Raw genomic sequence first — 13,181 nt, 5'->3', positions numbered from 1 at the left:
GCCGCAGCGGGCAGGTGAAACCCGAGGAGGTATGCGCCTGACGGTATCCACCATCGAGGAACGTGCCGCACAACTCCACGACGAAGGCGTCCGCACGCTCGCCGACGCCTGGGACGATGACATCGGCCTCGTGCGATACGAGACGCAGTTCGGCGTCTTCCACGACGGCCGCGCCTCGCTCGCGTACGCCGGCGCGCTGCTCGCCGAAGGCGGCGATGCCAACGTCGAGCGCGCCGATCGCATCATCCGTAACGTCGCGTCCATGCAGGAACGCCGGCCCGATGACGCGCACTACGGCAACTTCCGCTGGTTCTACGAGGACGCCGGTGTCACGGACCTCAACGCCGTCGAGTTCGTGCTCGATGGGCTGAATCACCTGGTCCGTGCCGGCGGTGCGCTCAGCGCATCGCGCGACGTCATCGTCGAGATGATCCGACTCGGGCTCGACGAGATCGACCGCCTCGACGTGCATCCGTCCTATACCAACATCGCGCTGAGCGACATCTGCAACAGCGTGCTCGGCGGCGAGGCGATCGACGAACCCTACTACGTCGAGCGCGGCGCCCGTCGCCTCGATGAGTGGTTTGAGTTCACGAACCGCTCGGGCGCGCCGCACGAGTACAACAGCCCGACGTACCTCTCCGTCGATATCGCCCGCATGGCGGTGCTCGCCGCGCAGACGCGCGATCCGCGCATCGCGCTGAAGGCGCGCGTCGCCGAGGAGCGCCTGTGGCTGCACGTCGCAGCGCATTATCATCCCGGGCTCGCCCAGCTCAGCGGGCCGCACTCCCGCTCGTACCGGGACGGCTGGACAGGGGCCGGCGGCTACCTCAAGCTCATCCTCTGGAAGCTCCTCGGCGATGACGCGCTCCGCCGCCCGACCTCTTACTACGCAAAGGGGCGCGAGGAAGGCTTCCTGGGCGTCGCGCACCACGAGTTTCACTGCCCGGCCTACGTGCTCGATTCGCTGCGCGACAAGCGCTATCCGTTCGCGACGGACGAAGTCGCGGATGCGGCGCACGGCAATGACCTGACGTCGTACATGACCGACGCGTTCGCGTTCGGTACCGCGACGCAGTCGTACGGCGTCGGAGAGCCGCGGGAGCGCTGGTTGCAGCCGAACTCGTCGCTCCTCTACTTCCGCCGTGACGGCGACCCGCCCTACGGCGTGCTCTACGCGCGCTACGTGATCGACGACAAGGGGCCGGGCGCCTCGATGCACGAGTCGAACCGCACGGCAGAGGACGTGTGGGACGAAGGTCGCTTCGTCGGCGCTCAGCACGCGGGTCGCGCGATCATCGCGTACGGCCTGCTGCCGCGCGTGCGCCCGACCGAGAGTTACAAGCTGTCGTTGCGCATGCTCGGCGCCGCATCGAACGATGTCTGGGTCGGCGACCGCAAGGCAGATGCGTATCCAGCGACGATCGAGCCCGGCGACCCGATCGTCGTCGATGCGGGCAGCGTCTACGTCGCGATGATCCCGCTGGAGCCGTCGGACATGGGCTCCGGCGCGTCCATCGAACTGCGCCTGAGCGGCGACGAGCTGGCGCTCGACATCTACAACTATCGCGGCCCCGCGAAGTCGTTCTGGGAGCATCGGTCGCAGGGCGGCCCGTTCTACAAGGGGAACGTGCGCAGCGCCGCGATCATCGAGGTGGCCGACAGCGCGAGTTTCGACAGCGCCGAAGCGTTTCGCCGCCACGTCGCCGCGGCGAGCGTCGCTGACAGCGTCGATGAAGACTTCGCGCGTGAGATCGTCTATGCGTCCGGCGGTTCGACGATCTCGCTCCGCTACAGTCTCTGGGACATGAGCGTCATCGAACGCAAGTACGACGGCGCGACGCGCGTGCCTCCGATGGGCCGTGCCGGCGCATTGGACGGCGGCGGACCGCAGTGGCTGCAGTCCCGCGACGCGCTGATCGAGCTTGCCGGCGTAAAGCTCATGGCCGGGCGCACGCCAAAGTGGCTGTTCGCCGACCCGGACCGCGCTCGCTACGTCTTCGTCAACCCCAGCGACGATCCCGTTCCGGTCTGGCTCGAGACGGACGCGACGATCGTCGAGTGCGACGAGTTTGCGTTCGGACGCATCGAGATCGACGAACGCGCCGCGATCATCAGCATCGAGGCCGACGGCGACATCGCGCCGATCCGCCTCCGCGCAGCCCCGAAGACCAGGCTAATCGTCAACGGCGCCGACGTCACCGCTGCTCTCCGCACATCCGAACTCGAAGGCGCGCGCGAGTTCGGGGGTCTTTGATCTTCGCGCATCCTGGGTCCGCGTGACGTGCAGAGCGCCGGCCGCCGCATCGCCGTCGCCAACGCCCACGCTGACGTGCTCGCGTGCGCCGACGAGATCGCGCCCTCCAACGACGCTGACGGCGTCGCAGCCGTGATCGAGCGCCTGCTCGCTCCCGTTTGACGTAATGTAAGCCAGCGCGCCGTGTCGTAACGCTTCCGATACAAGACGCGCAGCCACCTTGACGCCGGCGGCGGGTCGATGCGAGATAATGGTTGTGATTCAAGAGGGCATCGCCCTCTTTGGAACGGCGGGATCCGCAATGGGACCGCCGTTCACGTTATCCGGAGGACCCCCGCAACAGCCTGCGCCGCCGAGCAATCGAACAACGGCTCGTTCAAACCGATCGAAATCGCCGTGTTCCGGCCGAACGACGCCTGACGCCGTCGCGACGTGCGCTACGGCGTGATGTGCACCTTGATGGCGCCGCTGCTCTTGTCGTCGGCGGTGGCGTACGCATCATCGATGCGGTCGAGCGGGAAGCGGTGCGTGATCAGCGCGCGCAGTTTGTCAGCATTACGGCGCATGATCTCGATCGCCAGTTCGTAGTCGGACCGGCGGCCGCCCCGCCCGTAGCAGTTGGAGCCGACGAGCCGCAGTTCCTTGAGAAAGAAGAAGATCGGATGGAGCTGCACGGGCTGCGTGAACGCCCCCAGCACGCTGATCCGCGCGCTCGGCCCCGCGATCGTCATCGCGTGGCCAAGCGTGTCGGCATGGCCGCCCACGGTCTCCACCACGACGTCGGCGCCGCCCAGGTCCGCCGCCATCCGTGCGATGCCCTCGTCCGTTGCGTCGTAGACGGCGTCGGCGCCGATCGCCACCGCCATCGCGCGCTGGTGCGCATGACGCGCCGTGATCGCCACGTGCGTCGCGCCCATCGCCTTTGCCGCGGCGATGGTCAGCAGGCCGATCGTGCCCGCGCCGAGGATGGCGACAGTATCGCCGAACCGGACGTCGACGAGCCGCAGTCCGTGCACGTCCACGGCGAGCGGCTCGACGAGCGCGCCCAGTTCGCAGTCCACCTCCGGCGGCAGTTTGTACATCGCATAGGCCGGCACGGTCATGTACTCGCGAAGGCCGCCGGGCGCGTTCAACCCGCTGGCCTTCCGCGACGGGCAGAGGTGGTAGTTGCCCATCCGGCACTGCACGCACGTCAGGCAGACGGTGAACAGCTCGAGCGCGACGCGGTCGCCCCGCGCAAACCCCGTCACGCCGTCGCCGAGCGCTTCGATCTCGCCCGCGCACTCATGCCCCAGGATGAACCCCTTCGGCACGGGGAATTCACCGCGGAAGAAGTGGAGGTCGCTGCCGCACACGCCGACGCTTCGCACGCGGATCAGCGCTTCCCCGTGCCCCGGCTGCGGGCGCTCGATCTCCTGCAGCTCGAACGTGCGCGGCCCCGCGTACAGCGCTGCTCTCATCGGTCACCCTCACTCGTCGCGATGCGCCCCGATCGAGAGGCCACGTTATGATGGGTCAGTGAAAGCCCTGAATCAACCGGAGAGTTGGTGGGGGTGGCACGGATACAGCCACCCGCAGCCGCTCTCGATCATCGAGATCATGCAGGCGGGCACGATGACGCCACGCGTCGCGGCGCTGCTCTGGCTCGCGATGGAGCGCGGCGCTTCGATGGTGCTCGCCGCCGATCCCCCCGGCGCCGGCAAGACGACGATCCTTACGGCCTTGCTCGCCTTCACACGGCCCGAGGCATCCGTCTACTTCACCCGCGGCTGGGGCGAGACGTTTCGGTTGCCGCCGCCGCCTCAGAACGGCGATGCGCCGACCTACCTGATGATCAACGAGATCTCTGACCATCTCCCGGTCTACTCCTGGGGGCCGTACGTGCGGCGCGCGTTCGAGCTCATGGCCGACGGTTACTCACTGCTCTCGACCATGCACGCCGACACCGTCGAAGGCGTGATCGAACAACTCACCGACGAAAACGACGTTCCCGCGTCTATCGTCGGCCACCTGGCCTTCGTCGTGCTGCTGTTCGTGGGCGTGCGGGGCGGCGAGCGCATCCGTCGCGTCCATGAGATCTCCGTGCTGGAGCCGCTTGGCGCTTCCTACGATCGTCATGCGGTCGTGCGATGGGACGCCGCCGGCGACACATTCGACGTGCTCACGACGCCGGCGCAGATCAACGCGGGCGCGCGTCGCCTGGGCATGGAGGAGGAAGACTTGCTGCAGGCGGTCAGCACGCGCCAGCAGTTCCTCGAAGGGCTGCTGCGCGATTCGGTGACGGACATTGAGGACGTCCAGCGCAGGGTGCTGCAGTTCAGCGGCTACGACCTGGTCGAGTAGGCGTGATGCGCGGCACATCCCGGGGCATTTCGCTCGGTGCGCCTATCTGTCGTGCGTGGGTGGTGACGTGAACAGCCGGGGGCGGCTGTTCTCCACGCTTCGCGTCAGAGGTAAGGGACGGCCGAAAAGCAGGACGAATCCGCCATGGGCGGACTCGTTTGGCGCGCTGCTGCGCAGGCAGGCTACACCGTGACCTTCTTCGCCCGGCGGCGACGGCGTGCGGCCTTCGCCCGTGCGATGCGGCGGCGTTCGCTCTTCGGGATGAAGTGACGCCGCTGCTTGATCTCCCGCAAGATGCCGTCGCGCTGGATCGACTGGCGAAACCGCGTGATCAGGTGCTCGCCCGATTCACCCTCGCGTAGTTCTACTTGCGCCACATGTGCTCCTTCCGATCCGCCGCGGCGGTGTCGATCAGTCTGCCTTCGCCGCTACGCCGTTGCCACCCTGACGGCGGTGCCAGCCGCCGTCGCCGGCCCAGAGCGCCCGGATGGCGTCCCACTTTTCTTGCTTCTGCGCCTCGAGCCCGTGCAACTGCTCGCGTAGCGAGTGCTTCGTCGCGCCGCGCAGCGATGCGATCTGCTTGCCGATTTCCGCGATCTCTTGCAGCAGACGCTCGTGCTCGGAAGCGCGCCATTCCGGCGGCACCAGGTCGCCTTCGTCGCGCGTCGTGTCGAATGGCTCGCCCTGCTTCGCCTTGCGGAAGATCAGCTTCTTCTTGCCGGTCTCCAGCGAGCAGTCGACGGTAATGCCCCAAAGGTCGCGGGAGACCGTCTCCGACACGACAAGGACGACGCGCTCTTCGTGCACGAACGTGATGTCTTGCTCGATCGGTTCGTCGAGGATGAAGCGGTAGTTGCCCTGGGTCGTACTGAGACGGAGGCACCGTTCGCCTCCCCTCCGGCCAAGCAGATCGTTGAGTGCCTGGCAAGCAGCTTCCGTTACGTGCACCCCGACGAACCTCTCTCTCCGCCGGCCCGCTTCGCGCGCCGTGCGACGGCCCCGCTCTGCGCGGCGCCGGCTCTGCATCCACCGTGACGTTCCTGGGGAGCGGAGTCGGGCGGCCGGCTCCGCGTGGGAACTCTACGGGATCGGAAGAATATCACAGCTTCCGATTCTGGGCAATCTTATGTACCGCGCACGACGAAGCCGGCGCTTACCATGCTTCGTCGCGATTCCGCATCGGCGCGAGGACGTTTCGCGTCGCCCACCAGTTCAGCAGCGTGCTCACGAGCGAGATGACAAGCGCCCCGAGGAACGCCGCGATGAAGCCGTCGACCTTGAACGCGAGGTCGAATAACCCCGCGGTCCACGCCGTAAGACCGAGCATCAGCGTGTTCAGGATCAGCGTGAACAGGCCCAGCGTGATGATCGTAAGCAAACACGTCACGAAGGCCAGCACCGGCCGGATGATCGCGTTGATAACGCCGAAGATAATGGCGCCGAAGACAAGCGCGCCCGCGCTATCGATGTCAAAGCCGCGCACGAGCCACTGCGCGACCCACAATGCGGCGACGTTCACGGCAAACCGGACGAGCAGCCCGATGAAGCCGAAGTCCTGCGGTGCCGGGCGTCGCCACTCCCAGTAGAAGGAGCTGTTGTCGCGCCTCACACGCGCTTTACCCGGAGGGTCCCGCCGTGCCGCCATTCCTGCGCCGGCGAAGCTTGAGTTTGCGGAGGAGCCGCTTGTATCGCTGATCACGTGACGCCACGTGCACGGCGTTCTCTATGTCCGCCGCCGTCAGCATCGCCAGCGCGCGGTCGGCGCTGACGCCGCGCTTCATCTTGCGCGCGATCGCAATGCCCGCCATGAGCGTCGCCGCGCTTGAAACGACGGCGGCCGCGCCCGCGTACGCCTTGTAGCGGCCGCGCATCTCGGGAAACTTGGCCAGCGCCCGGTGCGCGACGTTCAGCGTCTTGTGCGTCGATTCGTCGGGACGCTCACCCTCGGCGACCGCCTCCCAGTCGAAGTCGTCTTCGATCTGGTCGGGATGCCGTACTTCGTCTGCCTTCACTGCCACGGTGCTTTGCCTCCAGTTGCGGGTGCCCGCCTTTGGCGGAACGAGGCCGCACTCTACGGTTGATGCTGGCTACTTCTCCCGGCTTCCGAACTCGTGCCCGACGCGCCGCATGGTGTGCGCCATCTCGATCGCCGTCAGCGCTGCCTCGCGGCCCTTGTGGCCCTCGGCGCCGCCGATGCGTTCGAGCGCCTGCTCCTCGTTGTCGGTCGTCAGCACCCCGAACACCACCGGTACACCGGTGTCGAGAGATGCACGTTGGATGCCGCTCGCCGTCTCCGACGACACGTAGTCGAAGTGCGGCGTATCCCCCCTGATGATCGCGCCCAGGCAGATGATCGCGTCGAAACGGCCGCTCTGCGCGAGCGTGCGTGCGACAAGCGGCAGTTCGAAGCACCCCGGCACTTCGATCGATGTTACCGCTGCCTCGTCGGCGCCGTGCGCTTCCAGCTCGGAGCGGCAGCCGTCGTGGAGAGGGCCTGTCACATGGGCGTTGAAGCGAGCGACGATGACGCCGAACCGCAGTCCCTTCGCGTCAAGGCCACCTTCGTAGCTGAACCCACCCTTCGGCATCTACACTCCGGACACACGTACCGCATCGCACGACGTTCAGATCATCGCCCGGCTGCGCTTCTGCGTCACGGTACGAACGTACCATTTCGGCGATGCAATCGTGTTACAAAATGGCGTTATGTTCGGGATCGCGCGGTTTGTTGCGTAGGTGTAACCGATGCCGGCGGTCAGGGCAGCAGATGCCCCATCTTCTTCCGCTTGGTCTCCAGGTAACGCACGTTGTGCTCGTTCGGCTGCGACATGATCGGCAGGCGCTCGACCACTTCGAGCCCGTACCCTTCGAGGCCGGCGCGCTTCGACGGATTGTTCGTCAGCAGCCGCAGGTGCTTCAGCCCCAAGTCCACCAGGATCTGCATCCCGATGCCATAGTCGCGACGGTCAGCAGGGAAACCCAGCGCCTCGTTCGCCTCGACCGTGTCCATGCCGCCATCTTGCAAATGATAGGCGCGGATCTTGTTGTGCAGACCGATCCCGCGTCCCTCCTGGCGCATGTACACGATGACGCCCTTGCCGGCCTCCGAGATCATCTTCATCGCCATGTGCAGTTGCTCGCCGCAGTCGCAGCGCTGCGAGCCGAACACGTCGCCTGTCACGCACTGACTGTGTACGCGGACGAGCGTCGGGTCGTCGCCCTCGACCTCGCCGTACACCAGCGCGACGTGCTCGTCCGGGTCGGTGAGCGCGCGGTATGCCACGCAGCGCCACTCCCCGTACTCGGTCGGCAGCTTGGTCTCGGCCACCCGCCGCACGAGCTTCTCCTTGTGCATGCGGTACTGAATGAGCTGCGTGACGCTGATGATCTTCAGGTTGTGGCGTTTCGCGAAGCGCCGCAGTTGCGGCAGCCGCGACATCGTGCCGTCGTTGTTCATGATCTCGCAGAGCACGCCGCCCGGGTAAAGGCCGGCGAGTTTGCAGAGGTCGACCGTCGCCTCGGTCTGGCCGGCGCGCACCAGCACGCCGCCGTCGCGGGCGCGCAGCGGGAAGATGTGCCCGGGCATCACCAGGTCCTCTGGCTTCGACTTGGGATCGATCAGCACCTGAACCGTCCGCGCGCGATCCGCCGCGGAGATACCCGTCGTCACGCCGGCGCGCGCTTCCACGCCCATCGCAAACGGCGTACCGAAGTGCGAGCTGTTGTTGGGCGCCATCATCGGCACGTGCAGCTCGTCAAGACGCTCGGCGGTCAGGGGCACGCAGACCAGCCCCCGCCCGAAGCGCGCCATGAAGTTGATCGCTTCCGGCGTCGCGAACTGCGCAGGGATCGTGAGGTCGCCTTCGTTCTCACGGTCCTCGTCATCGATGATGATGACGAAGCGGCCGTTGCGGAACTCGTCGATCGCTTCTTCGATCGTGGCGAGCCCCTTGGCGCGCACGACCTCTCTGTCGCTGATCTTGGGCGCCGCTTCGTCCACTGTCGCCTCTCGTTCCACGGGGTTAGACCGCGCCGGCTTCCCGGCGCTCCTCCAGCAGCTGGTCGACGTATCGCGCGATGATGTCCGTCTCGAAGTTTATGCGGTCGCCGGGCTTCCGCGTGTGCAGGTTCGTGTGCTCCTGCGTGTACTGCACCAGTGATACCGAGAACGTTTCCGCGTCCTTTGCTACCACCGTGAGACTGATGCCGTCGATCGCGACGGGCCCCTTGACGATGACGTAGCGGAGGATCTCAGGCGGCGCGTTGAAGCGCGCGATGATCGCTTCGCCCTCCGGCGTGAAGGAGTGCAGCGCGCCGGTCGCCTCGACGACGCCGCGCACGAGGTGGCCGCTGACGCGGCCGGCGAGTTGCAGCGAGCGTTCCAGGTTCACCACGTCGCCGGCGCGCAGGTCGCTCAGGTTACTCCGGCGATACGTCTCGGGCATGATATTTGCCGAGAAGCCCTCCTCATCGAAGTGCTTCGCCGTCAGGTCGACGCCGTTCACGGAGATGCTGTCGCCCAGGTTCGTGCCCCACAGCACCCTCTTCGCCGAGATCACGATCTCGCCTTCGTGGTTGCTGCGTACGGTGCCGACCTCTTCGATGATGCCGGTAAACACGTCGACCTCCGGAGTTAGTGTCAGATTAACGCTAAGTCCTGATTGCGTCAATCCAGCGTCAATCGATTGCGAAATACGGGACTATCGTGCCTTACGAGCTGCGAATATCGAAACTCCGCCCGAAGTCGGCGGTCCCGTCCCCAAACCCGCTGGAAATTGTACCAGCAGCGCACGGCCTCAACCGCCGACGTAGCCCAGGAACGCCACGTCGTCGCCGAGCCGCACCACCTCGACCTCCCGAAGCCGCAGCGCCTCCGACATGTGCGCCGCTCCCTCGCCCGCTACGGCCGGATACATCGTGCCGCCGACGATCTTCGGCGCGATGATCGCGTGCACCTTGTCGACGAGCCCCGCCGCGAACATGCTCGCGTGCAGGACGCCCCCTCCCTCGACGAGTAAGGACACCACGTCCCGCGCGCCGAGCGTGCGCACCAACTCACGCATTTCGACGCGGCCGCTGGCATCCGCCTCGAGCACCAGCACCTCCGCGCCCAGCGATGACACTGCGGCACGCCAATCTTTGGAAGAAGCATCCGTCGTGGCGATCAGCGTCTTGCCGCCGGGCCCCAGCACGCGCGCGTCGAGCGGCGTCCGGCCGCGCGAGTCCGCGACAATCCGCAACGGTTGTCGCTCCGAAGGCGAGCCGCCAGGCCGCGCCGTCAGTTGCGGATCGTCGAGGAGCACGTTGTTGATGCCGCACATGATCGCGTCGATCTTCGTGCGGAGTCCGTGTGCCCAGGCGCGCGCCTCCTCGCCGGCCACCCAGCGCGAGTCGCCGCTCGTCGCGGCGATCTTGCCGTCGAGCGTCGCCGCGAACTTCGCGATGACGAACGGCAGGCCCGTCGTGCGGTGCTTGATATGCCACTCCAGGCTACGGCGCGCCTCCGCTTCACCATCGCCGATCTCCACGTCGATGCCCGCTGCCCGCAGTTTCTCGATGCCGGACCCGGAGACCTTCGGATCGGGATCGAGCAGCGCCACGCGCACCGCCGCCACGCCCGCAGCAATCAGCGCGTCGGCACAGGGCGGCGTCCGCCCGAAGTGCGAGCACGGCTCGAGCGTGACGTAGACTGTGGCGCCGCGCGCCGCGTCGCCGGCCGCCTGGAGCGCGCGCACCTCGGCGTGCGGTCCGCCGGCGGGCGCCGAGTATCCCTCACCGGCGATGACGCCGTCGCGCACGAGCACGCAGCCGACGCTCGGGTTCGGACTCGTCGTCCCGAGTCCGTCGTAGCCCAGTTCGACCGCGCGCCGCATGTATTCCGAGATCATGGCGGCAGCATATCGCGAAGCCGGATTGTCACCGGCGGCGGGCCGCCTCCCGAGCTCGCGCTAACGTCCGCGAGCCAGCCGCAAGTACAGGCGCTCGAGCTTCGCCATCTGCACTTCGTTGAGCCCGCGCTCTTCGACGATGCCGCGATTGATCGCGGCCGCCCGCCGCCGCAATGCGCCGTCGTCGAGCGCCTGCGCGATGCGCTCGGCCAGCACATCGGGCCGGTGCAGCGGCACCCGGTAGCCGTTGACGCCGTCGTCGATCATCTCGTGCTGCGATGGCAGGTCAGAGACGATCGGAAAGCATCCGGCGGCCATCGCCTGCAGCAGGGCCACCGACGTCGCATCGGATGACGGGATCGAGACGAAGACGTGGGCGTCCGCGAGCGCATCGCGAAAACGCGCGCGGTCCAGGAACCCCATGAACTCGACGCGCCCCGCCCCGCCTGTCGCGTCTCGCTGGAGCCGCTCCGAGAGCGACCCGCGATGCACGACCACCAGCCGGACGTCTGGCCGGCGGCGCGCAAGCGTGCCGTACGCCGCGATGATCTCATCGATGTTGTACAACGGCTCGTGCGCGCGCGTGCTGATCACGACGGGCGCCCGCGAGGCGTCGTCCCCGCGCAGGTTCACGGACTCTTGGGAGCGCCCCAGGTCGTAGCGGTCGGCGCCCAGCGTCACGACCTCAACCTTCGCGGGATCGGCGCCCAGCGCGACGATCTGCGCCGCCATGTGCGCGTTGTTCGAGGTCACGAGGTCCGCGCGACCCAACGTCCACCTCGCGATCCTCTTCGAGAGCGCGTCGCGCCGCGGCTCCACGAGCACGTCGGAACCCCACGCGCTCACGACGTAGGGGTGAAACCCGGCTGTCGCGCCATACAATCCGTGCTCGACGAGATAGTGCGCGTGAAACACGTCGGGATCGATCTCGCGCAGCACGCGCGAAAGGCCGGCCGCACGATAGCGCAGCGCATGCACGATGCGCATCACGCCGCGCGGCACGTGTGATGCGCCGTCGCCGCGTTTGCCGCCCTCATCGCTCGTCGCGGATCCACGTCGCTGGCGCAGTTCGTGCAGCGTCGCGCCCTCCACTGGCACGCGCGGCCGATAGAAGCTGATCGCGTGCACGGCGTGTCCGCGGTCGATGAACCAGCGCAGCCACGCCCGCGTGTGTACGCCATCGAAATCGCCGAGCACCGCGATCGAAAGCCGGTCGGCTGCTTCGACGCGCTCCACGTCGCTCACGGACGGGCGCCGGTCTCGCTGCCCGCGCCGACACGCCCTGAAGACGATCTCCGGGCTATCAACGCACGCACGGCGCCGGTATAGAGCGCGGCGTCCTCCCGTCGCGGCAGGACGGCGGCGAGGGCGGGCCGCCCGGACAGGCGGTTGTACGCGAACAGCGCCGCCGCGAAGTGCGCAACGTACGCCAGTGACGAGGCCGTCGCGGCGCCGTTGACGCCGAAGCGCGGGATCAGCGCCAGGTCCGCGACCACCGTCACGACCAGCGATACGACGGTGATGCCGGTGTTCACGAGCGGCCGCCCCTGGCTGAAGATGTAACTCGTGAGCACCTTGGAGCCGGCCAGCGCGACGGTCCCCGGCAGCAACAGCCACAACGCCTGCACGCTGTCTTCGAACGCATCACCGAAGACGGCCGGGATGAGCAGCGGCGCCACCGCCGCAAGCGCCAGCGCGCCGCACGTCGCGATGAGCATCGTGTTGCGCGACGCGACGGGCGCCAGCCGCGCCGCCTCCTCCGGGTCCGCGGACGTGAGCCGCGGCAGCAGCACCAGCGCGACGGCGTTCGACAGGATGAAGACTGCTTCCGTCATCGACGTGCCGACGGCGTAGACGCCGACCGCCGTCAGGGACACGAAGTCGCGCACGATGTACTGGTCGAGACGATAGTTGGCAAGCTGCAGCACGTTGCCGATCTCGCCCTGCACGCCCCACCGCGCGAGCCGCCTGATGACGCCGAAGCGCGGCCGTACGAGCCACGCCAGGTCGACCTGCGAAAAGCCGATGCGCGCCAGGGCGTAGATCGCCGCCGCACCGCTCCCCGCGAGCAGGAAGAGCACTACGTCGGTACCATCGGGATCGCCGGTCGCGAACGCGAACGCGACGAGTGCGAGCAGCGCCGACTGCTGCCCGACCGTCGCAACGCCCAGATCGACGAAGCGGCTCTGAGCCTGCAGCACGAGCCTGAGCAGGCTCATGTAGAGCAGCACCGGCACCGACGCCACCAGCAACCACGGCGAGATGCCGGCGCCGAAGATCGACTCGCCCGTAAATCCGATCTCGTGGCCGCCGATCGAGCCGAAGTTCGTGTCGATCGGCGCGATGACGGCGACCACGGCGGCGGTGATCGCCACGGACGCCAGCACGACGAAGTGCACGACGCCGAGCACGTCCTTCACGCTGAGTTCGCGCTTGTTCAGGTAATAGAGCGCCGCGTTGCCGATGCCCAGTCCCAGCAACAACTGTCCGAATGCCGCCGACACTACGAACAGCGCGTAGGCGCCGCGCCCGTCGGCGCCGAGCGCGCGCGCAACCAGCGCTCCCGTCGCCAGCGCCAGCAAGCCGTCGGCGGCGTACGTCAGCATCACGATGTTGACGTTGCCCAGGAACGATCGCTCGCGCGCCGGTTCTGTGGTCACAGGCGTGATTGTAGCGGGCGAGGCGCACCCGCG

At 67.4% G+C, this 13,181-nt stretch carries 13 protein-coding genes and 1 pseudogene; 3 read left to right on the top strand and 11 right to left on the bottom strand.

The window, feature by feature from the left end; translation table 11 throughout:
• Positions 1-31 precede the first annotated feature (31 nt).
• The gene (locus WEB52_08860) at positions 32-2,257 is read left to right on the top strand and encodes a hypothetical protein (GenBank protein MEX2226543.1); all 2,226 of its coding nucleotides are present in this window, start codon (positions 32-34) and stop codon (positions 2,255-2,257) included.
• Positions 2,258-2,293: 36 nt separating this feature from the next.
• Positions 2,294-2,419, top strand: a pseudogene (locus WEB52_08855) (HAD hydrolase family protein).
• Positions 2,420-2,694: 275 nt separating this feature from the next.
• Here the strand turns inward: WEB52_08855 and WEB52_08850 are convergent.
• Positions 2,695-3,717, bottom strand: a complete 1,023-nt coding sequence (locus WEB52_08850) for an alcohol dehydrogenase catalytic domain-containing protein (protein ID MEX2226542.1) — start codon at positions 3,715-3,717, stop codon at positions 2,695-2,697.
• Between the two features lie 58 nt (positions 3,718-3,775).
• On the opposite strand from WEB52_08850, the gene WEB52_08845 reads away from it, so the two are divergent.
• Positions 3,776-4,600 (top strand): hypothetical protein, encoded by an 825-nt coding sequence (locus tag WEB52_08845; GenBank protein ID MEX2226541.1) that lies wholly within the window; start codon positions 3,776-3,778, stop codon positions 4,598-4,600.
• 182 nt (positions 4,601-4,782) lie between these two features.
• On the opposite strand, the gene rpsU is transcribed toward WEB52_08845, so the two are convergent.
• From rpsU to WEB52_08795, 10 genes are all read right to left on the bottom strand, one after another.
• The gene (gene rpsU / locus WEB52_08840) at positions 4,783-4,977 is read right to left on the bottom strand and encodes a 30S ribosomal protein S21 (protein ID MEX2226540.1); all 195 of its coding nucleotides are present in this window, start codon (positions 4,975-4,977) and stop codon (positions 4,783-4,785) included.
• 34 nt (positions 4,978-5,011) lie between these two features.
• Positions 5,012-5,548, bottom strand: coding sequence for a hypothetical protein (locus WEB52_08835; GenBank protein MEX2226539.1), 537 nt, complete (start codon positions 5,546-5,548; stop codon positions 5,012-5,014).
• 205 nt (positions 5,549-5,753) lie between these two features.
• The gene (locus WEB52_08830; GenBank protein MEX2226538.1) at positions 5,754-6,209 is read right to left on the bottom strand and encodes a phage holin family protein; all 456 of its coding nucleotides are present in this window, start codon (positions 6,207-6,209) and stop codon (positions 5,754-5,756) included.
• A gap of 7 nt (positions 6,210-6,216) precedes the next feature.
• A complete protein-coding gene (locus WEB52_08825; protein ID MEX2226537.1) occupies positions 6,217-6,618 on the bottom strand; it encodes a hypothetical protein in 402 nt (133 codons plus the stop codon).
• Between the two features lie 69 nt (positions 6,619-6,687).
• On the bottom strand, positions 6,688-7,188 hold the full coding sequence (gene ribH / locus WEB52_08820; GenBank protein ID MEX2226536.1) for a 6,7-dimethyl-8-ribityllumazine synthase: 501 nt from the start codon (positions 7,186-7,188) through the stop codon (positions 6,688-6,690).
• 167 nt (positions 7,189-7,355) lie between these two features.
• Entirely contained in the window at positions 7,356-8,600 is a 1,245-nt protein-coding gene (locus WEB52_08815; GenBank protein ID MEX2226535.1) for a bifunctional 3,4-dihydroxy-2-butanone-4-phosphate synthase/GTP cyclohydrolase II, read from the bottom strand.
• A 22-nt stretch (positions 8,601-8,622) separates the two neighbouring features.
• A complete protein-coding gene (locus tag WEB52_08810; GenBank protein ID MEX2226534.1) occupies positions 8,623-9,219 on the bottom strand; it encodes a riboflavin synthase in 597 nt (198 codons plus the stop codon).
• Between the two features lie 177 nt (positions 9,220-9,396).
• Positions 9,397-10,488: a bifunctional diaminohydroxyphosphoribosylaminopyrimidine deaminase/5-amino-6-(5-phosphoribosylamino)uracil reductase RibD gene (ribD, locus tag WEB52_08805; GenBank protein ID MEX2226533.1), complete on the bottom strand. Its 1,092-nt coding sequence runs from the start codon at positions 10,486-10,488 to the stop codon at positions 9,397-9,399.
• A gap of 60 nt (positions 10,489-10,548) precedes the next feature.
• Positions 10,549-11,733: a glycosyltransferase gene (locus WEB52_08800; protein MEX2226532.1), complete on the bottom strand. Its 1,185-nt coding sequence runs from the start codon at positions 11,731-11,733 to the stop codon at positions 10,549-10,551.
• Complete coding sequence (locus WEB52_08795; protein ID MEX2226531.1) at positions 11,730-13,148, bottom strand: oligosaccharide flippase family protein; 1,419 nt, start codon at positions 13,146-13,148, stop codon at positions 11,730-11,732. Before WEB52_08795 ends, WEB52_08800 begins: the two co-directional genes overlap by 4 nt.
• Between the last annotated feature and the right edge of the window lie 33 nt (positions 13,149-13,181).

It is taken from the genome of Dehalococcoidia bacterium, from assembly GCA_040902535.1.
Classification (GTDB): Bacteria; Chloroflexota; Dehalococcoidia; order DSTF01; family JACRBR01; genus JBBDXD01.
This window is presented reverse-complemented; position numbering and strand designations above follow the sequence as displayed.

Coding starts and splice junctions, on each gene's coding strand:
- WEB52_08860 (MEX2226543.1), top strand. CDS start 32: ATGCGCCTGACGGTATCCACCATCGAGGAACGTGCCGCACAACTCCAC.
- WEB52_08850 (MEX2226542.1), bottom strand. CDS start 3,717: ATGAGAGCAGCGCTGTACGCGGGGCCGCGCACGTTCGAGCTGCAGGAG.
- ribH (MEX2226536.1), bottom strand. CDS start 7,188: ATGCCGAAGGGTGGGTTCAGCTACGAAGGTGGCCTTGACGCGAAGGGA.
- ribD (MEX2226533.1), bottom strand. CDS start 10,488: ATGATCTCGGAATACATGCGGCGCGCGGTCGAACTGGGCTACGACGGA.